The 26,015-nt window shown below is 70.5% G+C and carries 25 protein-coding genes; 5 read left to right on the forward strand and 20 right to left on the reverse strand.

Features of this window, described 5'->3' with window-relative positions; translation table 11 throughout:
• Positions 1–28: 28 nt before the first annotated feature.
• The 3 genes from AB0F88_RS28560 to AB0F88_RS28570 form a co-directional block, all read right to left on the reverse strand.
• The gene (locus AB0F88_RS28560; protein WP_362690579.1) at positions 29–973 is read right to left on the reverse strand and encodes an acyltransferase domain-containing protein; all 945 of its coding nucleotides are present in this window, start codon (positions 971–973) and stop codon (positions 29–31) included.
• 32 nt (positions 974–1,005) lie between these two features.
• Positions 1,006–1,200 (reverse strand): hypothetical protein, encoded by a 195-nt coding sequence (locus AB0F88_RS28565; RefSeq protein ID WP_362690582.1) that lies wholly within the window; start codon positions 1,198–1,200, stop codon positions 1,006–1,008.
• A 489-nt stretch (positions 1,201–1,689) separates the two neighbouring features.
• Entirely contained in the window at positions 1,690–2,637 is a 948-nt protein-coding gene (locus AB0F88_RS28570) for a helix-turn-helix domain-containing protein (RefSeq protein ID WP_362690585.1), read from the reverse strand.
• 102 nt (positions 2,638–2,739) lie between these two features.
• Between AB0F88_RS28570 and AB0F88_RS28575 the strand changes: the two genes are divergently transcribed.
• Complete coding sequence (locus AB0F88_RS28575) at positions 2,740–3,783, forward strand: saccharopine dehydrogenase NADP-binding domain-containing protein (RefSeq protein ID WP_362690588.1); 1,044 nt, start codon at positions 2,740–2,742, stop codon at positions 3,781–3,783.
• Between the two features lie 28 nt (positions 3,784–3,811).
• Here AB0F88_RS28575 and AB0F88_RS28580 read toward each other — a convergent pair whose 3' ends face one another.
• The 8 genes from AB0F88_RS28580 to AB0F88_RS28615 all read right to left on the reverse strand — a co-directional run bounded on the left by AB0F88_RS28580 (position 3,812) and on the right by AB0F88_RS28615 (position 11,722).
• Positions 3,812–4,870 (reverse strand): VWA domain-containing protein, encoded by a 1,059-nt coding sequence (locus AB0F88_RS28580; protein WP_362690591.1) that lies wholly within the window; start codon positions 4,868–4,870, stop codon positions 3,812–3,814.
• Complete coding sequence (locus AB0F88_RS28585) at positions 4,871–5,821, reverse strand: VWA domain-containing protein (RefSeq protein ID WP_362690594.1); 951 nt, start codon at positions 5,819–5,821, stop codon at positions 4,871–4,873. It abuts the gene before it with no gap.
• A 52-nt stretch (positions 5,822–5,873) separates the two neighbouring features.
• Positions 5,874–6,818: a DUF58 domain-containing protein gene (locus AB0F88_RS28590; protein ID WP_362690597.1), complete on the reverse strand. Its 945-nt coding sequence runs from the start codon at positions 6,816–6,818 to the stop codon at positions 5,874–5,876.
• Between the two features lie 6 nt (positions 6,819–6,824).
• Positions 6,825–7,814: a MoxR family ATPase gene (locus AB0F88_RS28595; RefSeq protein ID WP_362690600.1), complete on the reverse strand. Its 990-nt coding sequence runs from the start codon at positions 7,812–7,814 to the stop codon at positions 6,825–6,827.
• Positions 7,815–7,841: 27 nt separating this feature from the next.
• Positions 7,842–8,690: a trypsin-like peptidase domain-containing protein gene (locus AB0F88_RS28600; protein WP_362690603.1), complete on the reverse strand. Its 849-nt coding sequence runs from the start codon at positions 8,688–8,690 to the stop codon at positions 7,842–7,844.
• A 102-nt stretch (positions 8,691–8,792) separates the two neighbouring features.
• Positions 8,793–9,968 carry an acyltransferase family protein gene (locus tag AB0F88_RS28605; RefSeq protein WP_362690606.1) on the reverse strand — a complete coding sequence of 392 codons (1,176 nt, stop codon included), beginning with the start codon at positions 9,966–9,968 and terminating at the stop codon, positions 8,793–8,795.
• Positions 9,965–10,630 (reverse strand): TetR family transcriptional regulator, encoded by a 666-nt coding sequence (locus AB0F88_RS28610; protein ID WP_362690609.1) that lies wholly within the window; start codon positions 10,628–10,630, stop codon positions 9,965–9,967. The genes AB0F88_RS28605 and AB0F88_RS28610 overlap by 4 nt, the downstream gene beginning before the upstream one ends.
• Positions 10,631–10,738: 108 nt before the next feature.
• On the reverse strand, positions 10,739–11,722 hold the full coding sequence (locus tag AB0F88_RS28615; protein ID WP_362690612.1) for a BtrH N-terminal domain-containing protein: 984 nt from the start codon (positions 11,720–11,722) through the stop codon (positions 10,739–10,741).
• 812 nt (positions 11,723–12,534) lie between these two features.
• Between AB0F88_RS28615 and AB0F88_RS28620 the strand changes: the two genes are divergently transcribed.
• Complete coding sequence (locus AB0F88_RS28620) at positions 12,535–14,010, forward strand: endo-1,4-beta-xylanase (protein WP_362690615.1); 1,476 nt, start codon at positions 12,535–12,537, stop codon at positions 14,008–14,010.
• Positions 14,011–14,259: 249 nt separating this feature from the next.
• Here the strand turns inward: AB0F88_RS28620 and AB0F88_RS28625 are convergent, their stop codons facing one another.
• Together AB0F88_RS28625 and AB0F88_RS28630 are read right to left on the reverse strand one after the other, a co-directional pair.
• Entirely contained in the window at positions 14,260–15,117 is an 858-nt protein-coding gene (locus AB0F88_RS28625; protein ID WP_362690618.1) for an SAM-dependent methyltransferase, read from the reverse strand.
• Positions 15,118–15,911: 794 nt separating this feature from the next.
• Positions 15,912–16,472, reverse strand: coding sequence for a DUF1697 domain-containing protein (locus tag AB0F88_RS28630; protein ID WP_362690621.1), 561 nt, complete (start codon positions 16,470–16,472; stop codon positions 15,912–15,914).
• 576 nt (positions 16,473–17,048) lie between these two features.
• On the opposite strand from AB0F88_RS28630, the gene AB0F88_RS28635 reads away from it, so the two are divergent.
• Together AB0F88_RS28635 and AB0F88_RS28640 are read left to right on the forward strand one after the other, a co-directional pair.
• Entirely contained in the window at positions 17,049–17,861 is an 813-nt protein-coding gene (locus AB0F88_RS28635) for a hypothetical protein (RefSeq protein ID WP_362690623.1), read from the forward strand.
• Positions 17,861–18,229, forward strand: coding sequence for a GntR family transcriptional regulator (locus AB0F88_RS28640; protein WP_362690626.1), 369 nt, complete (start codon positions 17,861–17,863; stop codon positions 18,227–18,229). Before AB0F88_RS28635 ends, AB0F88_RS28640 begins: the two co-directional genes overlap by 1 nt.
• Here the strand turns inward: AB0F88_RS28640 and AB0F88_RS28645 are convergent.
• Genes AB0F88_RS28645 through AB0F88_RS28675 form a run of 7 tightly spaced genes read right to left on the reverse strand, consistent with a single transcriptional unit; the run spans position 18,136 to position 25,107 of the window.
• Entirely contained in the window at positions 18,136–18,474 is a 339-nt protein-coding gene (locus AB0F88_RS28645) for a DUF6461 domain-containing protein (RefSeq protein WP_362690629.1), read from the reverse strand. The two genes, AB0F88_RS28640 and AB0F88_RS28645, sit on opposite strands and share 94 nt — an antisense overlap.
• 31 nt (positions 18,475–18,505) lie before the next feature.
• On the reverse strand, positions 18,506–19,375 hold the full coding sequence (locus tag AB0F88_RS28650; RefSeq protein ID WP_362690632.1) for a BadF/BadG/BcrA/BcrD ATPase family protein: 870 nt from the start codon (positions 19,373–19,375) through the stop codon (positions 18,506–18,508).
• Positions 19,372–20,430 carry an SIS domain-containing protein gene (locus tag AB0F88_RS28655; protein WP_362690635.1) on the reverse strand — a complete coding sequence of 353 codons (1,059 nt, stop codon included), beginning with the start codon at positions 20,428–20,430 and terminating at the stop codon, positions 19,372–19,374. The genes AB0F88_RS28650 and AB0F88_RS28655 overlap by 4 nt, the downstream gene beginning before the upstream one ends.
• A gap of 14 nt (positions 20,431–20,444) precedes the next feature.
• A complete protein-coding gene (locus tag AB0F88_RS28660) occupies positions 20,445–22,124 on the reverse strand; it encodes a glycoside hydrolase family 9 protein (protein ID WP_362690638.1) in 1,680 nt (559 codons plus the stop codon).
• The gene (locus tag AB0F88_RS28665) at positions 22,108–22,932 is read right to left on the reverse strand and encodes a carbohydrate ABC transporter permease (protein WP_362690642.1); all 825 of its coding nucleotides are present in this window, start codon (positions 22,930–22,932) and stop codon (positions 22,108–22,110) included. The genes AB0F88_RS28660 and AB0F88_RS28665 overlap by 17 nt, the downstream gene beginning before the upstream one ends.
• A gap of 49 nt (positions 22,933–22,981) precedes the next feature.
• The gene (locus AB0F88_RS28670; RefSeq protein WP_362690645.1) at positions 22,982–23,833 is read right to left on the reverse strand and encodes a sugar ABC transporter permease; all 852 of its coding nucleotides are present in this window, start codon (positions 23,831–23,833) and stop codon (positions 22,982–22,984) included.
• Positions 23,830–25,107, reverse strand: a complete 1,278-nt coding sequence (locus AB0F88_RS28675) for an ABC transporter substrate-binding protein (protein WP_362690648.1) — start codon at positions 25,105–25,107, stop codon at positions 23,830–23,832. The genes AB0F88_RS28670 and AB0F88_RS28675 overlap by 4 nt, the downstream gene beginning before the upstream one ends.
• Positions 25,108–25,228: 121 nt before the next feature.
• Between AB0F88_RS28675 and AB0F88_RS28680 the strand changes: the two genes are divergently transcribed.
• Positions 25,229–25,954, forward strand: a complete 726-nt coding sequence (locus AB0F88_RS28680) for a GntR family transcriptional regulator (protein WP_362690651.1) — start codon at positions 25,229–25,231, stop codon at positions 25,952–25,954.
• The last annotated feature ends 61 nt before the right edge of the window (positions 25,955–26,015 follow it).

Consider the following 26,015-nt stretch of genomic DNA (forward strand, 5'->3'; position numbering starts at 1 on the left):
CCGTCGGCGACTTCGGGCCAGGGTGTGGCTAGATCGGGAAGTGGCCGCGGCGGATCTGCCAGTGGCGGCCGGCCCTCAGGTGGTCGACGATCGCGCGCTGGAGCACGGTGCGGCGCGGCAGCCGGTCGAGCGGCGTGGTCAGGGTGCGGAACACGAACCGCAGCACCTCGACGTCGGCGTCCACCCCTTCCGGCTCCTCGTAGGGCTCCAGCTCGAACCTTCGCTGGAACCGGACGATGTTGGAGTCGCCGGGCAGGTACTCCAGCAGCTGCGGGTCGAGCAGCCACGAGCCGCAGGCGAAGGCCGTGTAGCGCTCGTCGGGAAAGTGGCGCGGGAAGAACGCGCGGGCCTCGTCGAGCGACGCCGCGACCGCCTCCGGGGTCATCGGCCCCGACTCGGGGATGTGCAGGTCGATGGTGGTGCCGCCGCGGTGGTGCTGCAGCCGGCCCAGCTCGTAGAGGCCGCCGCGCGCGTGCAGCGTCAGCCAGCTCTGCATGACCGGCCAGCCCTCGCGGTGCATCCGCCGGTCGATCGCGAGGTTGCGGCCCAGGTCCGCGAGGGTCGCCCACGACACGGAATCGGCGATGCCGTGGTCGCGGTGGTACCCCGTGACGACGTCGACCAGGGCCAGGTACGCGTACACGTAGAGATGCCGCCAGGCGGGGCCCCGTTCGCGCGGCAGCTCCGGACCGGGAGAAAGCCAGCCGTGGCCCCCGAGATCGGCGCGGACCAGGGCGATCGAGCGGTCGAGCAGCCAGCGCAGCTCCGGAGTCCACAGCGGGGAGCCGGGGTCAGGCCAGCCCTCCATGATCTCGGCGGCGTCGTCCGGTCGCACCGTGAGCCGGGCGAGGATCGCGGGCGCGTCGGCCTTGGCGGGCAGCGGAGCCGACGGCCGGTCGCCGGCGAGCCGGTGCACGCGCTCGACGTCCTCGACGGATACCCCGAGCTGGGCCGCGGTATTGTCCAGATCCACGCTGATGATCCTACTTCCGTCCGGTATGAGGGTCAGCTGAACCGGCTCCACCGGACTCGGGCCGTGTCAGGTGACACGGCCGCCCTTACCTCGTCTGTCAGGGCGGCCGCGTCGGCCACGACCTGCTCGATCCGCCGCGTCGAGTCGCCGATGTGACCGAGCAGCCGCTGCGCCCGTACGGCGAAGTCCCGCGGGGCCGCGGGCAGCCGGCCGGCCGAGGCCACCATGCCCTTCTCGTTGACCAGCCACCGCCCCGCGTGGCCGTGCAGGGCCTGGCAGGCGACGCCGACGGCGCGGAACAGGCAGCCGGCCGCGTAGGCGGGGTCGGTGCCGGCCGCCCCGTACCGCGCCAGTGTCCGAATCCGGGCGGTGCGTGCCGCGGGCGCGGCTGCCGCCGAGCACCACCGCGACCACCCCGGGGATCCGCGTCAGCCGCTGCGCGAGCGCCCCCAGCGCCATGTCGTCCATGGGGACGTATTCGATCACACCGGGTACTTCGCTCACCGCCGTTCTCCCGCGAAGCCGCTGCGGTTTCTCTCGCGAAGCCGCTGCGGTTTCTCCCGTAGGACCGCTGCGTCTCTCTCGAAGGACCGCTGTGATCTCTCGCGGTACCGCCGGAGGCGTGGGACCGTCTCCACGCCTTTGGGGGATCGACAGGCCGGCGCGGTTCCCGATCGTTCCCGGGCGCCGGGCGCCGGGCACGGGGCGCCGCGGCCTCACGGTCGGAACGTGCGGCGGTAGGCGTCCGGCGGTACGCCGATCGTGCGGTGGAAATGGCGGCGCAGCGTCGTCGCCGTGCCCATGCCCGCGGCCGAGGCGATGGTGTCGACGCTGTCGTCCGTGGTCTCCAGCAACTCCTGCGCGCGGCGGATCCGCTGCGTCAACAGCCACTGCAGCGGGGTGGTGCCGGCCACCGAGTGGAAGTGGCGGGCCAGGTGGCGCGAGCTCATGTTCGCCTGGCGGGCCATGTCCTCCACGGTGAGCGGCTGGTCCAGCCGCCGCATCGCCCAGGTGAGCAACTCGGCCAGGGGGTGGCCGTCCCGGGCGGGCACCGGTGTGGTGACGAACTGGGCCTGGCCGCCGGCCCGGTGGGGCGGCACGACCAGACGGCGGGCGACCACGTTGGCGATCGCCGAACCGTGGTCGCGGCGGACCAGGTGCAGGCACAGGTCCATCGCCGCGGCCTTGCCCGCGGACGTGAGCACGCTGCCGTTGTCGACGTAGAGCACGTCCGGGTCGACCTCCACCAGGGGATGGCGCGCGGCCAGTTCCCCGGTGTGGGCCCAGTGCGTGGTGGCGCGCAGCCCGTCCAGCAGGCCCGCGGCGGCGAGCACGAACACGCCCGTGCACAGGGAGACCACCCGCGCGCCCGACGCGTGAGCCGCGCGCACCGCCTCGACCAGCTCGGCCGGCGGGTCCTCGTCGACGTCCGCCAGGGCGGGGACGATCACGGTGCCGGCCCGCGCCAGCCAGTCGAACCCGTGGTCCGGCTCCAGCCGGAACCGGCCTGCCCGGACGGCGTGCGTGCCGCACACCCTGACGTCGTACCAGGGGCCCGGCACGGCGTCCGGGGCGGAGCCGAAGACCTCGCAGGCCAGGGCCAGCTCGAAGTGCAGCATCCCGTCGACGGCGGCGACCGCGACGGAGCGCGGGAAAGAACCCATGTCGGAAATTGTACGGGTCGTGTCATTCCAGACACTGGGCACCGATGGGCCGGCGAAGACAGGATCTACCTCGTGAAGCACTACGAGCACGCGGGAGCAGGCATGGGATCGGGTTCTATCGTGGCGGTGTTCGGCGCCTACGGGCACACCGGGCGGTTCGTGGTCGCGGAGTTGCGTGAGCGCGGACACGTCCCGCTGCTCCTCGGCCGCGACCGGGACAAGCTGGTGGCGCTGGTGGAGGCCCACCCCGGGCTTGAGGCGCGGCAGGCGTCGGTCGACGACCCGGCCTCACTCGACCGCGCGCTGGACGGCGCGGCCGCCGTGATCAACTGCGCCGGGCCCTTCGCCTCGACCGCCGCCCCGCTGGTCGAGGCGGCGCTGCGCGCCGGCGTTCCGTATGTCGACGTGGCGGCCGAGATCGAGGCGAACGTCGACACGTTCGCGCACTTCGCGGAGCGCGCCCGCGCCGCGGGCATCGTGGTGGTCCCGGCGATGGCCTTCTACGGCGGCCTCGGTGATCTCCTGGTCACCACCGCGATGGGCGACTGGACGGCGGCGGACGAGGCGCACATCGCCTACGGCCTGAGCAGCTGGCACCCCACCGGCGGAACGCTCGCTGCGGGCGTAGTCTCGAGTCAGCGACGGGGTGGCCGCCGTGTCCGCTTCACCGGCGGGCGGCTGGAGTACCACGATGACGCCCTGCCGACCATGGAGTGGCCCTTCCCGGCTCCGCTCGGCCCCCAGAGCGTCATCGGGGAGTTCACCATGGCCGACGTCGTCACCGTTCCCAGCCACCTGGCCGTCCCGGAGGTGCGCACCTACATGACCGCCAAGGCGGCCGCGGACCTGTTCGCCCCCGGCGCCCCGGCACCGATCGCCGTCGACGAGCGCGGCCGCTCCGCGCAGACCTTCGTCGTCGACGTCCTCGTCCGCTCCGGCGGCGCGGAACGCCGCGTGGCCGTCGCCGGTCAGGACATCTACGCCGTCAGCGCGCCGCTCGCGGTGGAGGCCGTCGACCGCATCCTCACCGGCCGGACCAAGGCCACCGGCGTCGCCTCCGCGGGCGCGGTCTTCGACGCCCCGGACTTCCTGCGCGCCCTGTCCTCGTACCTCTCGCTGCACGTCTCGGTCGGAACACACGGCTGACCGGCGGCCCGTGCCGGCCACGGGTACGTCAGCGGGCCGGGGCCCGGGGGCGGTTCCACCACAGGGAGAGGGACAGGGCCGCGGTGATGAGGAGGGCGCCGCCGCCGGCGAAGGCGGCGGCCGTGTCGACCCGCTGGCGGACGACGGTGAAGCTGCCGGGGAGGGCCTCGAGGGCGCTTTGGAGCTGGTCGGCGTTCTCGGCGCGGTGGTAGGAGCCGCCGGTGGTCCGGGCCATCTGCTTGAGCGCGGGCTCGTCGATGACGCGGGGGTTGCGGCCCCTGTCGAAGCCGCCCCGGCCGCCGGAGCCGCCGCCCCAGCCGCCGTAGCCTCGGCCGTCGAACTGCGAGTTGTCGCAGACCATCGGGGCCGGGTTCGTGGTGCCGAAGCCGATGGGGAAGACGCGGACGCGGCGCAGGGCCGCCTCCTGGGCGGCGACCTGCGGGTCGACGCCCTGGGTGTTGGCGCCGTCGGTGAGCACGACGATTGCGGCACCGGCGTACCCCGGCCCGCCGCCGACGGGGTCCGCCCCGGTGGAGGCGACCGACGGGTCGACCTCCGCGATCGCGTCGATCGAGGTGAGCACGGCCTGCCCGATCGCGGTGCCACGGGACACGGTGAGGCCGTCGAGCGCCTCGATCAGCGAGCCGGTGTCGTCGGTGGGCGGGACGAGCAGACCCGCGCTGCCCGCGAAGGTGACCAGGCCGATGCGCGGCCCGCCCCGCTGCGACTCGATGAACTCGGCGGCGGCCTTCCTCGCGGCGGTGATGCGGTTGGGGTCGACGTCCGTGGAGCACATGGAGCCGGAGGTGTCGAGCGCGAGCAGGATCGTCGTCGACGTCTGTGGCACCGGGACCGACGCCTGCGGTCGCGCGGCCCCGACCGCGAGCAGCGCGAGCCCGGCCACGAACAGCGCCGCGGGGATCTTCCGCGTCCAGCGCGTACGGCCGGGCAGGGCGCCGCGGACGAGCGCGATCGAGGTGACGCGCACGACGGCCCGCCGGCGGCGGCGCCGCGCCCACTCGCGGATGGCGAGGATCAGCGGGATGACCAGGATGGACAGCAGTGCCCACGGCCATGAGAACGACATTCAGATCACCCGTCCGGACCGGAGCACGTTGAGCGCCGCGCCCGCGGTGAGCAGCGCGAGGGCGAGCCCGATCAGCCCGCCGGCGAGGGGCAGCGGCTCGTCGGAGACGGTGAGCCGCAGGTCGATCGTGTCGGCGATCCCGTCGAGCCGCGCGGCGTCGGAGGCGGGGTGGTAGCCGCCGCCGGTGGTCTGCGCGATCGCGGTGAGGGTGTCCTCGTCGAGCGAGGTCTGCAGACGGTAGCCGTCGACCTTCACCGTCGCCCCTGCCGTGGTGCCGACCCCGACGGTGTGGACGTGGACACCCGCCCGCTGGGCCACGGCGGCGGCCCGTTCGACGTCCGCGCCCTGGTTCTGGCCGTCGGAGAACATCACGATCGTCGCGGACGGCCAGTAGCCGATGTCGGGCGCGGTGCCGTCGCGGCCGGCGGCCACCTGCTTGCCGGTGATCGCCGACAGGGAGGCCGTGATGGCCGTCCCCAGCGAGGTGCCGCCGGTGATCTTCAGCCGGTCGATGGCCTTGAGCGCGACGGAGTGGTCGGCGTCGGGCCGCGCGGTGGTGAGCGCGCCCCGCTCGAACGCGACGACTCCGATGTCGACGCTGTCGGGCTGCGCCGCCACGAACGCGCGGGCCGCCCGCTGCGCGGCCGCCAGCCGGGTGGGCGCGACGTCGTCGGCACCCATGCTGTTGGAGACGTCGACGGCGAGGATGACGGTACCCGCGGTCCGCGGGACCGGCACCATGGCCGCCGGTCCGGCGGCGGCGACCGCGAGCACCCCGACGCCGGCGATCGTCAGGCCGGCTCCGAGGTACGCCCGGCGGCCGCCCGGCACGGCGACCCCGGCCGCGGTGAGGGCGGCCGTCCGGCGGCGCGCCGAGACGACGGCCGCCCAGGCGAGCGCCGCCGCGACGAGCAGCCCGACGGCCAGCAGCGGCGGGAAGGACAAGGTCATGAGACCTCCTCGGCCGGCCTCGGGTGTCCGTTCGCGACCTCGGCGAGCCCGGTCACGGCGACCGGTCCCCGGTCCGGGCGACGACCTCGACGAGCGCCTCGGCCAGATCGCGGTCGGTGTCGATGCGGTGGACGGGCACCCCGGCCCGGCGCATCCCCGCCTCGAGCCGGGCGTCGCGGGCGTCGACGGCGGCGCGAAGGCGGACCCGCAGCAGCGGGTCGGCGGAGTCGACGACGAGCTGCTCGCCGGTCTCGGCGTCCTCGACCACGATCAGCCCTGCTTCGGGCAGTACGTCGTCTGCCGTGTCCACGATCCGCAGGGCGACCACCTCGTGCCGCCGGGCCAGGCGCTGGAGCGAGCGCTCCCAGTCGCCGTCGCCGATGAAGTCCGACAGCACGACGACGAGCGCGCGGCGGCGCGCGAGCCGTCCGGCCGCGTCGAGCATCTCCGCCAGGTCGGTGGTGGTGCCGCGCGTCTCGGTGGTGCCGCCACGTGTCTTGAAGATGCCGCCACGTGTCTTGGTGGTGCTGCCACGGGCCTCGGAGGTGCGTTCCAGCTCGGCGCCGATCCGCAGCGCGTGCCGCCGGGAGGTGCCGGGCGGCACGACGCGCGGTGTCCCGGTGTCGAACAGCAGGGCGCCGACGCGGTTGCCGCCCCGGCCGAACAGCCGGGCGAGGACGAGCGCGAGCTCGGCGAGCACATCGTGCTTGCCGCGCCCCGGCCGGCCGGCCGCCATCGACGCCGACCGGTCGAGGACGAGCCACACCGTCAGCTCGCGGTCCTCGGTGAACACCCGCAGGTGCGGCTCGTCCAGCCGTGCGGTCACGTTCCAGTCGATGTGCCGGGCGTCGTCGCCGTCGCCGTAGGCGCGCAACCCGGTGAAGTCGATCCCGGAGCCGCGGTGCGCGGTGCGGTGGGCGCCCTGCAGCCGGCCGTCGAGCCTGCGGACGACCTTCCACTCCAGGCGGAGCAGGAGCCTCTCGGAGGCGGTGGACATGGCGGTTCAGCGGTTCTGCAGGACGACGTCGGGCGCCCGGACGGCCCCGAGCACCCCGGTGACGATCGTGTCGGCGTCGACGTCGTCCGCGAGGGCCTCGTAGGACAGCACGAGGCGGTGGCGCAGCACGTCGAGCGCGAGCTCGGACAGGTCGTGCGGCAGGACGTAGTCGCGGCCGCGCAGGAACGCCAGCGCCCGGGCGCCCGTGACGAGCGCGATGGACGCCCGCGGGCTCGCCCCGTAGGTGACATACCGTTCCAGCTCGCCGAGCCCGGCCATCGCGGGGGAGCGCGTCACGGAGACCAGCCGTACCGCGTAGTCGACGATCGCCGGATCGACGTACACCTGCCGGGCGCGGGCCCGCATCGCGATCAGGTCCTCGGCCGTCACCATCGGCTGCGGCGGCTCGGGCGGTCGCAGCGCCCGTCTGACGATCGCCTGCTCCTCGGCCTGCGTCGGATAGTCGACGACCACCTTCATCATGAAACGGTCGACCTGCGCCTCGGGCAGCGGGTAGGTGCCCTCCGACTCGATCGGGTTCTCCGTCGCCATGACCAGGAACGGCTCGGGCACCCGGAACGTCTCACGGCCGATCGTCACCTGGTGCTCCTGCATCACCTCCAGCAGGGCGCTCTGCACCTTGGCGGGCGCGCGGTTGATCTCGTCGGCCAGCAGCAGGTTCGCGAACACCGGGCCGAGCTCGGTTCTGAACTCCCCGGAGTGCTGGTGGTAGACCCGCGTGCCCACGAGGTCGGCCGGCACCAGGTCGGGGGTGAACTGGACGCGCTGGAAACTCCCGGCGATCGCGGCGGCCAGCGACCTCACCGCGAGCGTCTTGGCCAGGCCCGGCACGCCCTCGACGAGCAGGTGGCCGTCGGCGATCATCGCGACGGCCATGCGCTCCAGCAGGACGTCCTGCCCGACGATCGTGCGTTTGACCTCGAACAGCACATGCTCGAGCGGATGGGCCGACTCGGAGGACTTGGTCGAGGTCATGTGGTGTTCCCTCTCGTGACGCTTCGGTCAGATCTGGGGCCCGTCGCCCGGTGGCCCGTCACCCTCGCCGCCGCCCAGAGCCGCACCGATCGGCACCGCGAACGCGATGCCGGCGAACGCCTCGTCGCCTCCCGGATCGGCGATCGAGACGACGATCCCGATGACCAGGCCGCGAGCGTCCAGGAGTGGGCCGCCGGAGCTGCCGGGGTTCGCGGAGGCGTCGAACTGGATGAGCCCGTTCAGGCCGCCCTCCTTGGCGGTCCGGTCGGCGCTCCGGTTCAGGCCCGACACGACGCCGGTGGAGACGCTGTAGGTCAGGCCCAGCGGATTGCCGATCGCCACGACGGGCGCGCCCACGGTCGCGGCGCCGCCGAGCGTCGCCGGGACGACGATCTCCGGCAACTTCGCCGGCTTGAGGGTCGCGACGTCGAGCTTGGGGTTCGACGACGCGACGACGGCCTTCGTCCTGGTGCCGTCGGCGAACGTCACGGTGACGTCCTCGGCGCCTTTGCCGGAAGCGCCTTTGTCCGGAGCGCCTTTGTCCGAGGTGCCCTGGACGACGTGATACGCCGTGAGAATCGTCCCGTCCTCGGCCGCGATCACCCCGGTTCCGAGCGACTTCCCGGCCTGGACGACCACCACCGACGGCCCGACCCTCTTGAAGACGTCGGGCACCGTGAGCGTCGCACCGGGCGTCGGCGTCGCGCTCGGCCCGGGCGCGGCCTCTTCGCCGCTCCCGCCGCCGCTTCCCAGCCAGTACGCGAGCAACGCCACGACGACGACAAGTGCCCCGCCCCCGGCGACGAACCGCCGGGCCCTGCCGGCCGCGGCTCCCCGAGCCCCGGCCGCATCGGCCTCCTGCGGCACGCGCTCCATTGCCCCATACTCATAAATTTCAGTTGAAAGTGCTACAAACTCCGCCTGAAAACTCCCTGAGAACCGGTTCCCGAGGCCCCGCGCGCACGGCACGGATACGGTTTAGAGCACCTTCCGGGCGCCCGGCAGGGCGCGTACCAGGTACGCCGTCGCCCAGCACAGCGGCAGCGCGAGGGCGGCGAGCAGCGCGCCCTTCGCGACCGCGGGCGCCTGCACGTCGCGAAGGGCGTGGCCCAGGGCGACCAGCACGACCGGGTGGACGACGTAGACGGTGTAGGCGTGCGCCGACAGGAACCGGCGGCGGCGTCCCTGGTGGCCGAAGCGCTCCCGGAACAGCACCAGAAGGCCGAGGATGACGCCGACGGCGAGCGCGGACTCGCAGGCCGCCGCCATCAGGGACGGCAGGGTTCCCCCGCCCAGGATCGCCTCTCCGGTGGAGATCAGGACGAGGAGGAGCGCGACCGCGGCGACGGCCGCGACGGCGAACCCGACCCGGCCGGCCGTTCCGGACAGGCCCTCCAGCCGGCCGCGCCGGGCCGCGATCAGCCCGACGGTGAACAGCGCCACGTACTGCGGCAGGTAGGCGGGGGTGGGCAGCCCCAGGATCGAGACACCCATCGGCACCACGATGCGCCACAGGTAGGTCACCAGGGCCAGCCCGACGGTGAACCCGACGATCGCGACAGCGCCGGGCGCCCGGCCCGCGGCCGGAGCCGGTTCGGACGCGTGCCGGTCCTTGACGGCCAGATGCCGCCACAGGACGTAGAGCGCGCTGAACACCAGCAGCACCTCCACGAACCACATCGGCCCGGGGGTGAACGAGCGCAGGTAGAACTGCCAGTAGGGCAGCTCGGTCCCCTGCTGGAGGGCGGAGTCTCGTGCGGCGGTGTATCTGCCGGCGGTCGCCAGGGGGCGGAGCACCAGCAGCCAGAGCAGCAGCGGGACCCCCAGGCGCAGCAGCCGCTCTTTCAGGAACCGCCCGGTTCCCTTGCGGTCGTAGGAGCCCGGCACGAAGAGCGCGGAGATGAGGAAGAAGGCGCCCATGAAGAACGCCTGGTTGAGCACGAGCACGAGGTCCAGGAGCGTTCCCGAGGGGTCGGCCGGCGGTTCCGTGTAGTACCAGCGCGGGACGTTGCTGTAGGCGATCACGGAGTGGTGGATCACCACGAGTGCCGTCAGGGCGGTGCGCAGGTTGTCGACATGGAGGAGCCGCGGGGGGCGCGGGGAGTGCGGGGAGGGGGTGGCCGGCGCGGTCGGCCGGTCGACGGGCTGTGTCATCGGTTCGCCGTTTCTCCGGGGGGATCGGCTTTTCCAGGGGGTTCGGCCCGGGCGGCGTGCTCGAACAGGTCCGCCAGTTCCTCCGCGTGCGCTTCCAGGTCGTGATCGGGGTAGGTCACCCAGTAGGCGAACATGTCGTCGATCGCGGCCTGCACGGTGATGGACATCACGCGAGGGTCGAAGGAGCGGAACTCGCCGTTCTGCTGGCCGAGGCGGAACAACGTCTCCCGGTCCCGGTAGATCGGCTCGTTGAAGGCGACGCCGTAGCGCTTCCTGCCGTCGGAGGCGCGGAAATTGTTGAAGATCTCTCCGAGGGCGAGCAACTGGGAGCGGTGGCCCCGCATGTACTCGGCGACCGCGCGGATGTTCGCCCGCAGCGCGCGGGCCGCCGTGGTCTCCCTCTCCGTCCGCGGTACGACGAACCGGGCGATGTCGCGGTAGACCTGCTCGACGATCTGCTCCATCAGCTCGGTCTTGCCGGCGAAGTGGTACGAGATCACCCCCTTGCTGATGCCGGCGCGCTCGGCGATGTGCGCCAGCGAGGTGCCGGCGTAGCCCAGCTCCGTGAAGGTCTCGATCGCGCTCTCGATGATCTGCGCGCGGCGGGCCTCCTGGATGAACGACGACTGCTTCTGGCCATCCGGCTTTTTTTCTGGCCGCATGGCCAAAAGATAGTACGACCGGTCAGAAGCCACAACCCGCCGCGGTTCGGGCTTTCCTTCGAGCCGCAGCCGACTGGGTCACAGCCGGCTGAGCCGCAAGCGACTGAGTCACAGCCGACGCAGCACCCGCATGGCGTCCTTCTCGACGCGCGAAAGATCGTGGAGGATGACGCCGGCCTGCTCGAGGTACCCGGCGTCGCCGCTCTCTCCAGCCTTCGCGACCAGTGCGGACACGTCCGTCCACAGGACGGCCGCCTCGGCGTACAGCCTGTGACCGGTACGGAGGTCGCCGTCGTCGATGAGCCGGGTGCACTCGCCGAGGAAGTCGCGGTAGAGGGCGCGAAACAGGGCGCCGCCGGTGCCGCCCTGCTCCATGAGGAGAGCGGCCTGCGGCAGGTCCCGCCGCGGCTCGCCGGCGCGTAGCAGCCATCCGGGCACCCGTTCGCCGGCTTTCTCGATGCCGCGGTGGCCCAGGTTCGCGATGGGAGCGGCGAGGAAGGCGTCGGCGCAGTCCCTGATGGCGGGGATGACCTGGTCCTGCCAGGAAAGCGGGCGAGCCGGCAAGGTGATGGTGAAGGACCGGTTCCTGGCGGTCATCGGGCCGCGTTCGGCGCGCGCCCTGGCGAGGCCGGCCAGGCTGGTGCGCACCGCTCCTCCCTGCCGGCCGGTGTCCACCAGGTAGGCGTCGTGCTCGTCGTAGCCGTACATGGCGACGACATGACCGCCGAAGTGCACCTTGGAGCGGAAATAGTCCAGGTGGTAGCAGTCGAGCTGAAGGCCGACAGGCCGACCGGCGTCGAGGGGGGTGGCCACGTTCCGCCACGCCTTGCGCGCCGAGGTGGTCTCCTCGGTCGTCAGTATCAGCCCCAGCCTGGCGGCCAGGTTCCTGGTGAGGTCGAAAGGCTTGACACGGCCTCCGAGAAAGGGGAACGCCATGCCCTTGCTGTCCCAGTAGATGAAGGACAGGCCCGAGCCCAGCCCGAACAGCATGGGCTCGGACAGATCAAGTCCCTCATGCCGCAACAGCACCCCCAGCGCGGTCGTCTCGCAGTGGTGCATGCCGCGGGCCTCGATGTCCTTCACGATGGTCATGCGTCGCTCTCCCTGTGCTGACGCGGCGAACGGTCACACCGTTCCCATCACCGATCTCTTCATGATCGGCGATTGGGGGCCGCAGGGAGCAGCATGAGGCCTCCCACAGGGGGAGAGTCCAGCCGAGATCCGGCTCGCACTCGCCGGCGCATGCACGCGGGAGCCGGCGCATGCACGCGGGGAGCCGGCGCATGCTCGCAGGGAGAACGTCGATATGTGCCTGAACCACGATTCAGGCGTCGTTGACAGTGGAGCCGCCCTTTTGTGGTCAGGGCGATCACGGCTGCGGGACACCATGCCTGTTAACGCTCACATCGAATATCCGCTTGGTCGGGCCCCTATCCGTCGAGTGGGTGGAGGTGGTGGTGATGGTGCGGATCACACACGAGAGGTGAAGTCCCTGTCAAGGACCGGAGGCGTCTTCACTTCGGCGGCACGGGGCCGGTCGTGGATCCACCTGGTCTTATCGCGACGGCCTATCCGGCCGAGGGGGACGCACGATGAAACGTTCATGCATTTCCATGGTCCGGGGCGGGCCGTGGCGAAATTTTCGGGATGCCGATTCTGCCCTGTACAGACAATTCGGCACCGAGAGCGAACGTATTAACCGAAAGTTTCGCTTCAGTCTTGACAAGTTTCGGGCGTGTTTCCACACTGAGTCTCCGAGGCGGTCCCCTCTGTCCTGTGGTCCGGCGGGGAGCCGCTTCCTTGATGCCTTGGTGGTGTGCGCCCGAGGGCGGGCGCGGTGTCGAGTCCGCGGGGAACATCCCCGCATTTCCCTTCACCTGTGATGTAGTTATGGAGGCTCAGAAATGGGCGCAATCGCCATACCCCCGCCCCGAAGCCGGCTGCGCCGGGCCCTGGTCGTCGGCGCGCTCAGCGTGCTCGGCGCGGCCACGGCACTGGTGGTGACGACGGGCCCGGCTGATGCGGCCGCGTCCACGCTGGGCGCGGCGGCCCAGCAGAGCGGACGATACTTCGGCACCGCGATCGCGGCCGGCAAGCTCGGCGACTCGCAGTACACGACCATCGCGAACCGCGAGTTCGACATGATCACCGCCGAGAACGAAATGAAGATCAACGCCACCGAGCCCAACCAGAACCAGTTCAACTTCTCCAGCGGCGACCGGATCTACAACTGGGCCGTGCAGAACGGCAAGCGGGTGCGCGGGCACACCCTGGCCTGGCACTCCCAGCAGCCGGGCTGGATGGAGGCCATGTCGGGCAACTCGCTGCGCCAGGCGATGATCAACCACATCAACGGCGTGATGAACCACTACAAGGGCAAGATCTACGCCTGGGACGTGGTCAACGAGGCCTTCGCCGACGGCAACTCCGGCGGCCGGCGCGACTCCAACCTGCAGCGCACCGGCAACGACTGGATCGAGGTCGCCTTCCGCACCGCGCGGGCCGCCGACCCGGCCGCCAAGCTCTGCTACAACGACTACAACATCGACAACTGGAGCTGGGCCAAGACCCAGGCCGTCTACAACATGGTCCGCGACTTCAAGGCCCGCGGCGTACCCATCGACTGCGTGGGCCTGCAGTCGCACTTCAACAGCCAAAGCGCCTACAACAGCAACTACCGCACCACCATCTCCAGCTTCGCCGCCCTCGGCGTGGACGTGCAGATCACCGAGCTCGACATCCAGGGCGGCTCGGCTCAGACCTACGCCGCGGTGACCAACGACTGCCTGGCCGTGCCCCGCTGCACCGGCATCACCGTGTGGGGTGTGCGCGACAGCGACTCCTGGCTCGGCGCCAACACCAGCCCCCTGCTGTTCGACGGCAACGGCAACAAGAAGGCCGCCTACACCTCGGTCCTCAACGCCCTCAACGCCGCCGACCCCAACCCCGACCCGGACCCGACCCCCACCCCCACGCCGACGGTGCCCTCCGGGAACGGGCAGATCAGGAATGTCGGTTCCGGCCGTTGCGTGGACGTGCCCAACTCCAGCACCACCGACGGTACCCAGCTGCAGATCTGGGACTGCCACACCAACCCCAACCAGCAGTGGGCCTCCACTTCCGCGCAGGAACTGCGGGTCTACGGCAACAAGTGCCTGGACGCCGCCGGCACCGGCAACGGCGTCAAGGTCCAGATCTACGGCTGCCACGGCGGCAACAACCAGAAGTGGCGCGTCAACACCAACGGCACCATCACCGGCGTGCAGTCCGGACTGTGCCTGGACGCCACCGGCAACGGCACCGCCAACGGCACCCTGATCCAGCTCTACACCTGCCACAGCGGCAACAACCAGAAGTGGACCTTCAGCGGCCAGTCCTGACACCGCACCGTCCATGACGGCCTGACGGCCGGGGTCGCCACGGCACCCCGGCCGTCAGGCCCGTGTGCTGGGCGCCGTGGTCCGCTCGGATCGCGGCGACGGTCCATCAGAGGTCGTGGATCGGCTCAGGTCGTGGATCGGCCCGGTCCGGTGAACACGTCGGTCGTTGGGCACGGGTCGATAAACACGTCGGGCATTCGGCACGGGTCGATGCGCGGGCGGCCATGTCGAATGGCCGCCCGCGAAGCCTTATGGTTTCACGGCCAGGCCGCCGTAGGCCCAAGCGTGACCGCCGCCGGGAATCGATTCTTGATATTCGTTCTCGTCCGGCCGCCAGGTGACCACTTCGACAAGCCCTGGAGGCACCATCGTCCAGTCCTGGAAGAATTTCTCCACCTGCGCGTGGCTTCGCGGAACCATTGGCGCCGAACCCTTGTCGTAGGGCTTGGTGAATTCTTCCCTGGGCATCTTCGGCGCGAAGTCGAGCGTGATGTGCGACAAAAGCATCTGGCTGCCCGAGGGGACGGCCGCCTTGTATCGCTCGACCAGCTCATGAGGTTTTTCCTCATCGGTGACGAAGTGCAGAACGCCGGCCATGATGAGTGCCACCGGCCGGGTGAAGTCGATGACTTTGGTGATCTCCGGATGCGACAGGATCCCGTCCGGATCCCGTAGATCGGCCTCGATCACCGTGGTCATGCCTTCTTCGCTGCTCGCCAGCAGGGCGCGCCCATGAACCAGGACGATGGGATCGTTGTCCACATACGCCACGTGAGCTGCTGGATTGACCTGTTGGGCGATCTCGTGGGTGTTCCCCTGCGTGGGGATGCCGGTGCCGATGTCCAGGAACTGGGTGATCTCGGCGTTGTCGGCGAGATGGCGTACGGCTCGACCGAGAAACGCCCGATGGGCGCGCACGCCTTCCCGCGTGCCAGGTGAAACCTTGACGAGGTGCTCCGCCGCCTCGCGGTCGGCGGCGAAATGGTCTTTGCCGCCCAGGAGGTAGTCGTATATGCGTGCCGGGTGAGGGATCGTCGGGTCGATTCGCGCGCCGAGCGCATTCGCGTCGGCCGGCCGCGCATTTAATCGGTTGGTGGAATCGACCATTGGTGCTCCTTGAAGATGTGCCCGTATCGACGCGGCCGTCGATACGGAACGCGACTTTGTCTCACTCTAGCCTGTTGCCAATCGGTTCGCCGCTTACAGGGATCGCCTGACGGACAACACCGATGATCATGAATTACGGATGAAGGCGACCCCGTGAACTTGCATCTGGTGTATACAGCCCATAACTACATCGATTTCCCCAAAGAGTGCTGTTGATTCTGATCTGATTGAATCGTTCCATTGACCGCCGGGCGCTTCGAGGGAGATGCCGATCGCGGGCGCGCGAGGGAGTGCCCCGCCCGAGCGCGCACGTGCCATCGGGAAGTCGGCACTCCGGCCGATCGTGGTCCGGGTTGTGTCTCCAAATAAGATCAGCGATTGTTATCGCTAACATTTCGGCGCGCGGGGATTTCGCGTCACAATAGGCGTGGGCAAGCGGGACTGTCAAGTGAGGACGCGGGTTCCACGCATGGATCCAGCCGGCGGGATGAAATTTTCATTGTGAGGCGCCGGCGGACGACTCCGGGCGACTCCGGGCGACAACGGGAACGCAGTTCGCAGCGTTGGAACGCCATCGCCGCGCACGAGCCGGCATGGGTCGCGATGCCCTGAAATGAGCGTGGAGTACCGGCGGAAAAGGTCCCACCGCACGATTCTCGATTAAGAAACTCCACGTGATCACCTATGAGCCGTGCTCGATGTCTCCCAAGACCTGATCCACCATGTCGCGACCCTCCTGGCCGCCGAACGTCGGTGGCGCGGCACCCGCGCAGGTCCCCGGGATCTGACCTCGGTCAGGCAGGGCGGGCCTGAGTCAGCTCTACCAGCTTGGTGACGGTGTTCCAGTTGCGGGTGGTGGCGATGACGCCATCGGCCGGCGCGGATCTCGCCAGGGTTTCCGCGAGCTTGGAGCGGCCCAGGCCGTCGGGAGTGTAGAGGTAGAGCGCGCGGTCGCCGAGCCGGAACTCTTCGGGGAGGTACCTCGCCGCGTCGAAGGATGCCAAACGCGACGCGGTGACCTGCTCGGAGAAGTACGTGACGTGCAGTTGCCTGCCTTCGAGCGAAGCCGCGGGGAACGGGCAGGTGTCGACCACCGCCTTCAGATACGCGTGATCACGCACCAGGACGTCGACGCCGAAGCCGAAGTGCTTTTCGATGGCCTGCTCCAGCTGCGCTGCGAGCGCCGTCTCGTCGCCCGGAGCACTGGTGAAGACGGCATTGCCGCTCTGCAGATGGGTGCGCACGTCGCCGTGGCCGAGCTCGGTGAGCAGCGCTCGCAATTCGGCCATCGGGACCTTCTTGTGGCCGCTCACGTTGATGCCCCGAAGGAGCGCCGCGTACGCCTTCGTCGTCATCCCCACACCTTACTGGTGATCAAAGGCCGGCGTTATCCGGAAAACGCCTGTCCTCCGGGGCCGAGTCGGGGTTGACGGAGGTCTCCCAGGTTCGGAGGCTTTCGGTTCTGTCGGCGGTATACCGTCGGCGGCTCCAGGACGATTGTGGAGCTCCAGCTTTGATCCCTGGTCCTCGACTTGCTGCGTTCACGTGAAGGAGGAAGAAGGGAAGATCTCATGAGGCTGGTTTCTGAGGCTCTGCGGACGGGATCCTCGAGGCCGGCACCTGTGACGTCTCCGATGTCGGATCGGGTTCCGCGCTCTTGAGAGCGGCGATTTCGACGTCTATCTGGGTCCTGAACTTTTCAATGTCCATTACGCGTCGGGCGATGCGAACCGTTTGATAGCTGTACCGGAACAGGAGTGTTGCCATCGGTTCCGGCCATTCATGGCCAAGGCGATCGACGCCGAAGCCCGCCTCCGCAAGACCGGGGGGAACGCCGGTGGAGCCAGGACGGTGAGAGCCCGCGGGGCGTTGACTTTGTCGCAATCTATGACGCATCATCTTGCTACAAAGCTTGCGACAAAGGAGACGTCATGACCCGCGAACCGTCACCGGACACCGACCCGCCGGCGCGTGCGGCCGATCTGCGACTGGCGAGCGAGTGGCTGGCCCGCCACGACCTGACCGACGCTCATCCCACCCCGCTGCTGGCCGGCCGGCTGGCGGTCCGCAGACGCGCCCGCCTCGCCGCTCAGATCATCCTGGCCGTGCTGATCATCGCGAGCGCGCTCACCGCCGCTTCCACCTTCGGCGGCCTCCCGTCGTATCGCCCGCTGCCGCTGCTGGCCCTGACCGGGCTGGTGGCCGGAATGCTGCTGGCACAGTCGCTGCTCGACCGGTGGGTGCGACGCGTCGACCAGCGGGCGGGCGCGGCGCTGTCGCGCAGGGTGGCCCATCCGATCCAGCCCGGCTGGCGGGCCGTGCTCGGCCGGCCGTACGCCGTCTTCGCGGTCGCCACGTTCGCCGGTGCGATGGCGCTGGCCGGCAGCGCCCTGGCCGTTCCCGATCCCACCGTGCGGCAGCTGGCCGTCGTCCTGCTGATCGGCCTGCTCGGCGTGACGGCCATCACCGCCATGCAGCTGCGCCACCTGCTCAGGTTCCCGGTCGTGGCGCAGGACGAGGAGTCGCTGACCGCCGACGTCATCATGCGCGTCGAGGACGCCCGCGAGCTCACCATGCCGAGCGTTCAGTGGTCGCTGCCCATGGTGCTGCTGTTCGGCATCGCGCCCGGCTGGTGGAGCGTCGCCGCGGTCGCCTACCTGATCCTGTCCCTGGCCGCGTTCGTCGCGCTCCACGCCAGGATGCCGCCGAGCGCGACGGTGGCCCGGCGGGTCATGATGGTCTGATGATCGTCATCGACGCGGCCTCGCCGGTGCCGCCGTTCGAGCAGCTGCGGGCCCAGTTCGCCCGGCAGATCCAGGACCGCACGCTGGCCGTGGGCGCCCGGCTGCCGACCATCCGCCATCTCGCGGCCGACCTCGGCCTGGCCGTCAACACGGTCGGCCGGGCCTACCGGGAGCTGGAGGAGGCGGGGCTGATCGAGACGCGCGGGCGGGCGGGCTCGTTCGTGTCGGCCGCCGGAGAGGAGGGCCGGGAGCGGGCCCTCCGGGCCGCCGCCGACTACGCGGCCGTGATCGCCAGCGTCGGCATCGACACGGGCGAGGCGATCCGCATCGTGCAGGCGGCTCTGACGTCCGGCGCAACGGCACGATAGAAGTGGGAGACGAGACGGGTGCCCGCCGACAGCGGCACGACGATCTCTTCGGTGACGCCGGCCCCGCCGCGGGCCTCGACGAGGAGTGTCCGGTCTCCACCGGCGACGGCGCCGAAGGTCTGCCACCGGATCAGCTCGTCAAGCGTCACGCGAGAGCGGTCTTCGACCCGGACGCCGAGCCGGGTCACCACTTCCTCAGGCTCCAGGCCGCGCCCGATCCGGCCGTGACCCGGCGTCTTCGTCATCGCCCGAGGCCTGGTCTTCGACGGCGACGCGTCAGGCACCCTCCAGCAGCCACCGAGCCCGGGTGATCGCCCCCTCGACCGGCGGGCGGTCGAGCAACGTCGTCCTCGCGGACGGAAGCCACTGCCCGAGCAGCCGGTGCACCGCCGCCCAGTACTCGGGCACATTGGTCACCAGCCCACCTGCGACCACCACGTCCTCGACCGGCACTCCCCGGCCGGCGAGCGTCACCACGAGCCCGGCCAGCGACCGTGCCCCCTCATCGAGGATCCGGCGTGCGGCCGCGGAACCGGCGGCTGCCGCCGCGACCACCGCAGGCGAGTGCAGTCCCCAGCGCTCGGGACCGGTGCCCCAGCTGAGCGAGTGGGCGAGCGCGGCCGGATCGGGTGCGCCCGTCGACTCCAGCAGCATCAGGCCGAGCTCGTCGGGCTCCTCACCCCGGTCAGCCCGGGCCAGGACCGCCCTGGCCGCCTCGCGGACCAGCGCTGAGGCGCTGCCGTCGTCGTCGAGCACCCAGCCCCAGCCGCCCGCGCGGATCAGGTGCTCGCCGTCGGTGTAGACGGCGATGGCGCCGGTGCCGGCGATCAACGCGACTCCACGCTCGAGCCCGGCCGCCGGCAGGAGCAGCTCGGCGTCGTTGACGACGGTGACCGGCGCCCGCACGCGGGTGACCAAGGCGTCGCGCAGGGCGGCGCAGTGGGCGCGGTCCTCGCATCCCTGCGCGCCCACCACCAGCGCCTCGACAGGCTCGCCGGGCAGCAGCGCGCACAACCAGGAGGCGGCGTGCTCGACCGGCAGGGCCGACCAGCCTTCGGAGGAGACCACGCGGTCGTGCCGTACGCTCTGGCCCTCGACAAGCCGTACGTGCGTCTTGGTGCCGCCGACGTCGAACCCCGCGATCACCGGCTTTGCGCCCGCGGCGAGGCGATGGCGAAGTCGGCCGGGTCCACGCCGCCCTCTTTGGTGTCGTCGTTGGCGAAGACGAAGGACTCGATGGCGACCCCGCGCTCGTCGGCGAGGGTGGCCACCAGCTCCTGCACCACGACGGTTTCCAGCACGATCCGCGCGCCGGTGGCGGCCCCGGGCAGTGACACGACGGCGAGATCGGCTGTCGGCTCGACCGCCGTGCCGGTGACCAGCAGCGTGAGATGCCCCGCTTCGGACAGGGAGCGGGCGAGCTCGACCTCGCGCCCGTCTCCGAAGATCACATGCAGTGTGCGGCCGGCGGACTCCATCTCGCCGTGCAGGTAGTTGCGGGTCGCGGACGCCGATGCCGGCATGCGGGTGACCTCGCGCAGCAGCAGGGCCCCCTCCTCTGCGGAGGCGCGGGAGGCTCCCGACCCCACGACGTCGGCCGCCACGCAGCCGGCGGCCCGCTCGCGTACGGACGCGAGCACGTCCATCGCCGTCGAACGCACGCCGGTCACCTGCGCGGCGATATCCCGCCACGGGTCCGCCACGGCGGGTCGGGCCGCGATCAGCTCGGCCATCAGGTCCAGCGCGACGATCGTCCCGGTGAAGCCGATCGTGGAGGCATAGGAGTCGGGCTGATTGCCCAGGCCGACGCCGAGGTCGGCGAGATCGGCCAGCGGGGAGGGCACGACGTTCAGCACCGCCACGCGGGGTACGGCGGCCAGCTCACGGAAGGCCGCGATGGTCTCCAGGCTGCGCCCGCTCTGGGAGACGCCGATGAGCAGGTCGGTGTCGAAGCCGCGCCCGGCGGGCCCGACCTCCGAGGCGAGCGCCCGCTGCGCGGCGACGCCCTGCTCGCGCAGCAGCTCCACCGGCACCGCCAGCGCCGCGTACGAGGCGCCGATGCCGAGGAAGAGCGGCCGCCGGGCTCCGCTCAGGCGGGTGGCGTGCGGCCCGGCCAGTTGCTCGCGCAGGTGGGCGGCGATCTCCTGGAGCGCCTGCGGCTGCCGCTCCTGGCCGTCGCGGAAGGTGATGCGGGAGGTCATTGATCAAGGTCCTTTCAGCGGGCGGTGGCGACGGCGAGCAGGAACCACCCGGTGTGCGGGATCCACTGCTCGGCCCAGCGCCAGGACTCACCCTCGGGCGCGTCGGAGGGCAGGAAGGCGATGTCGTCCTCGTCCTTCCAGCCGGAGGTGATGCCGTTGACGATGCCTCCGGGCAGGTTCGGGAAGTCGGAGGCGTAGTCGACGTTGTTGCGTCCTTTGCCGTGGATCATCGAGGCGTCGAAGGGGTTGCGTCCGGTGATCCAGGCGAGCTGGTCGTCGGCGAAGGCCTCCAGCCGGGAGCGCTGCGGCGGCGTGAGGCCGTCAAGACGCGCGCAGGCGGAGGCGGCGGCCGACAGGGAGGCGATCGTGGCGTTCTCGCCCTGCCACCAGTAGCCGGTCTCGTTGGCGTGCGGGAAGAAGAAGGCGTCGGCGGGTTCGCCGCCCGCGGGCTGGACGCGCTGGCGCGGGTAGCCGAAGGGGTTGGGGACGGCGTGGGTGCGCTCCAGAGTGTCCAGCATTGCCCGGCGGGCCACGGTCAGGGCGTCCTCGGCGGCGCCGGGCAGCACTTCGGCGTACCTGATCAGGGCCAGCACCGGCAGGCCCGCCTCGACGGCGTGGAAGAACGGCCTGCCTTCGGCGTCGGCGACGAACCAGCCGGGGCCCTTTCGCGAGGTGGTGTAGCGGCCGGTCAGGGACCGGGCCCGGCGGTGGGCGGCCTGCGCGGCCTCCTCCACCCCGGCGGCCACCAGTTCCGCGGCGGCGAGCAGCGCCGAGTAGTCGTCGACGATGTTCTCGGCGCCGTCGTGCAGGTACTGCCGGTTGTGCGCCTCCAGATGGTGGAAGCCCTTCACCGCCGCCGACAGGTACTCCTCGCGGCTGAAGTCACCCTCGTCGTCCAGCGTGGCGGCGCGGGCCAGGGCCGCGACGGCCAGGCCGCCGCCGTGGCGGTACCCCGCCCGGTAGCGGTCGGTGCGCACGCACTCGGGCAGCGGCGCCGTGACGACCCGCTCCTCCAGCCGCTTGGTCAGCGCGTCGAAGATGCCCGTGTAGAAGTAACCCTCCTCGGAGCGAAAGCGCATGAGGAAGTCGGCGCCGAACAGCGCCTCGTCGCGCAGCCGCGCCGCGACCGACCGCGCGACCCGCGGGTGCCGGGACTCGACCGCGTCCCGCGCGACCATCATCGCCCAGGCGCACAGCGGGATCTGCTGCGGGCTCATCGTGCGCGTGTAGGTGAGATGGCTGAGGAACTTGCTGGTGTCGCCGCTGGCGTCCAGCCAGCCGCCCCGCGCGTCCACCGTGGCGCCGCCGTCGTCTCCCCAGAAGGCCGCCCGCCGGTCCTTGCGGTCGATCTCGCCGCTGGAGCGCATCGCCTTGAAGTAGGCCAGGACGTCGGACATGGTCTGCCGTTGCACCTGGTCGTCGCCGACGGTGAAACCGTCGCTGAGCGTGTCACCCGCCTGGACGGCATAGCGTCCCGCCGGGAGCTCGTCCGGGAGGTCCACGCGGGCCCAGGAGCCGCCGCTCCAGCCGGGCACCTCGTGCACCGGCCCGGCGGTCAGCGGCGTGGCGGCCTCACCGGACACCAGCAGCAGGCGCCGCGGAAGGACGCCACCGGGGACGCGCAGCACCACGGCCTTCGACGCGGCCGTGCCGTACCCCAGGTGGGCCACCCGGATCTCAACCCTTGAGCGCACCGGCGAGCACCGCCCTTTCCATCTTGTCGGCGAAGAACACGTACAGCACGTAGACCGGGATCAGGGTGATGACGATGCCCGCGGCGAGCACACCGTACTGCGAGGCGTTGGCCAGCGAGAGCGTCGGTAGCGCGACCTGGGCGGTCCGTACCGCGGGGTCCGGCCCGGCGATCACCAGCGCGAAGAAGTACTCGTTCCAGAAGGACAGGAAGTTGAGGATCAGCACCACGACCACGGTCGGCGTCGACAGCGGCAGATAAACCGAGCGCAGCAGCTGCCGGCTGCCCGCGCCGTCGAGGACCGCCGATTCCTCCAGGTCGTGCGGGATGGACCGCATGGCCTGGGTGAGCAGGATGACCGACAGCGGCAAAGCTCCGGCCGGAAGGAAGAAGATCAGGAACTCGCGGGTGTGGAAGAGCCCCAGCATGATCGACAACATCACGGTCGGTACCAGCGACGCGAAACCCGGCACCAGGAAGCCCAGCGCGAAGACCCGCTCGACCAGGACGGCGAGCCGTCCGCGCGACCTGGTCAGGGCGAAGGCGGCGGGTACGGCGAGCACGAGGGTCAGCACGCTGGCCCCGGCCGTGACATAGGCCTGGTTGAGCAGCGCAGGCCCGAGGGTCGCATTGGTGAACGCCTTGCCGAAGTTGTCCAGTTCCAGCCCGGTGAAGGGGGAGAACGGCGCGGACAGGATGCCCACGTTGTCCTTGAAGGCGGAGATGACCAGGTAGTACACCGGCACGAGGAGCAGCACGACGTAGAGCCACACGCCCGCGTGCGACAGGACTGTCAGCAGACGTCGCATCCGGCCCTCCTTTCCGTAGTCCTGCCGGACTTTCAGTAGTTCTGGCGAATCAGTAGTTCTGGCGAAACAGCCGGCGGATGCCGATGAGGCCGAGCACGCCGACCGCGAACAGCAGCACCGCGATGGCCTGGCTGTAGCCGACCTTCGACTGGTTGAAGGCGTAGTCGTAGACCAGGAAGGACAGGTTCACCGTGGTGGTGCCCGGCCCGCCACGGGTCAGCAGCAGCACGACCGCGGCGGAGGAGAACAGCGTCCACAGGAACTGGAGCATGGTCACCACGCCGACGAAGTCGCGGCATATCGGCCAGGCGATCGACCACATGCGCCGCCAGTGGCCGCAGCCGTCGAGCGAGGCGGCCTCGAACACCTCGGACGGGACGTTGTTGAGCCGTGCGGCGAGCATGACGGCCGAGACCGACATCGACGACCAGACGATGACCACCATGACGGCGACGGAGGCGGTCGAGCTGTCCGCCAGCCACGGCTTGATCGCCCCGTCCAGGCCGAGCATGCCGAGGAAGCCGTTGACCAGGCCGGAGGGTGCGAAGACGCCCACGAAGACCATCGCCAGCGCGGGCGCGGACAGCAGGACGGGGGTGAACATCACCGCCCTGATGAAGCGGTGCCCGCGCGGCCGCAGCGACAGGTAGTAGGCGATCATGAAGGCCCCGGCGATCACGATGGGCAGCGAGACCACCAGCTGCACCAGCGTGTTGATCACGGCCTGGTGGACGACCGGATCGCCGGCCAGCCGCTCGAAGTTCCGCCCGCCGACGAAGGTGCGCGGCGCGATCAGCCCGCGCCAGTCGGTGAGCGAGAAGTAGAACAGGCTGGCCAGCGGGCCGACCGTGAAGACCAGGAACCAGGCCAGCGCGGGCAGCGTGAAACCGAGCTTCCTCACTGCGCCGCCCGGTAGACCTCGTCGACCGCGGCGCAGATCTTCCGGGCGTCGTTGCCCTTGGTGTAGGCGATCGAGGTCGCCCGGTAGAGCGGGTTGCCGACATCGGCGGGGACGTAGAGGTCGGGCATGACGGCGAAGTCCACGCTCTTGGAGAAGGTCGTGTAGGACTGCCGCAGGAGCGGGGAGCCGAGCTTGGCCGGGTCCACGGTGGTGTCGGTCGCCATCACCACGCCGCCGTCGGTGGCCATGTGGTCCAGCACCTCGGGCGAGTACATGTACTGGATCAGCTTCTTGACGGTGTCGATCTTCTTCTTGCCGTTGGGGCTGATCCACCATCCGGCGGAGGTGGAGCCGCGGAAGGCGTTGGGCTTGGCGTAGGTGCCGCCCGCGGCGACGGGCATGCCACCCAGCACGGTGCCCTTGGCCAGCGCCTCGTCCATGCTGGAGAAGGACCACGAGCCGATGGGCGCGATCGCCGCCTTGCCCTCCTGGTAGAGGGCGGTGGCCTGGTCGGCGGTCAGACCCTCGACGCCGTCGACGAACACCCCGGCCTCACGCGTCCGGACGAACAGTTCGATGCCCTTCATGGCGTCCGGGCTGGCGCAGGTGCCGCCCTCGGCGAAGACCTTCTTGGCCGAGGGCGCGTCGAGGTAGGTCTCCAGGTACTGCATGAAGACCTTCTGCCCGGACCAGTCGTTGCCGCCGATGGCCACGCCGCCCACGCCCTGCGCGCGCAGCTTCTTCGCCGCGGCGAAGAGGTCTTCAGTGGTCTGCGGCAGGGCGATGCCGTGCTTGTCGAACAGGGTCTTGTTGTACCACCAGGGCCAGGTGAATCCCGCGTACGGCAGGCCGCGCAGGTGCCCTTCGGCATCCTTCCAGTCGGCCAGCGACTCGGCGGGGATCGCCTCGCCCAGCCCCCAGGCCTGCACGTATTCCTCGGTGGGCACGACCGCGCCGTTCTTCACCCAGTCCAGCTGCTTTTCCAGCAGTCCCACCAGCAGCACGTCGGCCTCCTGGCCGGCCAGGAGGGCGGTCTCGTAGACCTGGTTGAGGTCGTCGCCGTTCTCCAGCACCTTGACCTGGATCCCGGTCTTGGCGGTGAAGTCGGCCAGCGCCTTCTTCAGCGGGACGCTCTCGGTGCCGCCGCTGGTCCAGTTGGTCTGCAGGGTGAGCGCGGTCGTCGCCTGCTCCTGCGACGGCGCCTGGCCGCCGCCGCACGCGGTCGCCAGCGCCAGAGCGGCGACGCCCGCCACACCGAGCTTGAGCTTGCCCATGAGTCCTCCTGTGGTTTTCGGGCAAAAGTAGCCGGTGGTATGTAGTTGGTCAATGGTGGTACGCATTGGTATTCAATGTTTCGGCAGTGGTATTCTCGTACGTGATCAAGGAGGGTGATTCGTGCGAGACACCGGCCCGGACCCGTTGTGGGCGCAGGCCGCCGGCCTGATCGTCGGCGAGATCGAGCACCGCGGTCTGCGCGCGGGAACGAAGCTGCCGCCCGAGCGCGAGCTCTGCGTCCGGCTCGACGTCTCCCGGGTCACGCTCAGGAAGGCGCTCACGCACCTGGTCGAGCAAGGGGTCGTGACCGCCTCCCACGGCCGCGGCTGGTTCGTCGCCGCGCCGGTCGTGGCCCGTGACTGGCCCAAGGACCTGGAGTCCTTCACGGTGACGGCGCGCCGCAAGAACATGCGGCCCAGCTCCGTCGTACTCACCCAGGAGGTGCGGCCGGCGACCCTGGACGAGGCCGAGCGCCTCGACATCCCGGCCGGCAGCCCGCTGCTGGAACTGGAGCGCGTCAGGCTCCTCAACGACGTGCGCATCGCCGTGGATCACACTTTGGTCGTCACCTCGGCGCTACCGGGCCTGGACGACGTCGACTTCGCGGAGTCTTCGCTGTTCGAGGCGCTCAGGGAACGTGGGGTGTACCTCGACCGGTCCGAGGTGAGCATCGAGGCCAGGGACGCCGACGAGCGGCTCGCCCTTCACCTCGAGATCGAGCCGCGGGCCTCCGTGCTGGTTCTGGACCAGACGATCTACGGGCGCGACCAGCGGCCGGTCCTGCTGTCCACGGTGCGCTACAGCGGCGAGCGTTACCGGCTGCGGACCACTTTCCAGCACCGCTGACCGCGGGCCTGGTCGCGTCGACGCTCAGCCGCGGGTGTGGTCCTGGATCGTGCCCGAGCCA

The sequence above is a fragment of the Streptosporangium sp. NPDC023963 genome (assembly GCF_040639135.1).
In the GTDB taxonomy this organism is placed as follows: Bacteria; Actinomycetota; Actinomycetes; order Streptosporangiales; family Streptosporangiaceae; genus Streptosporangium.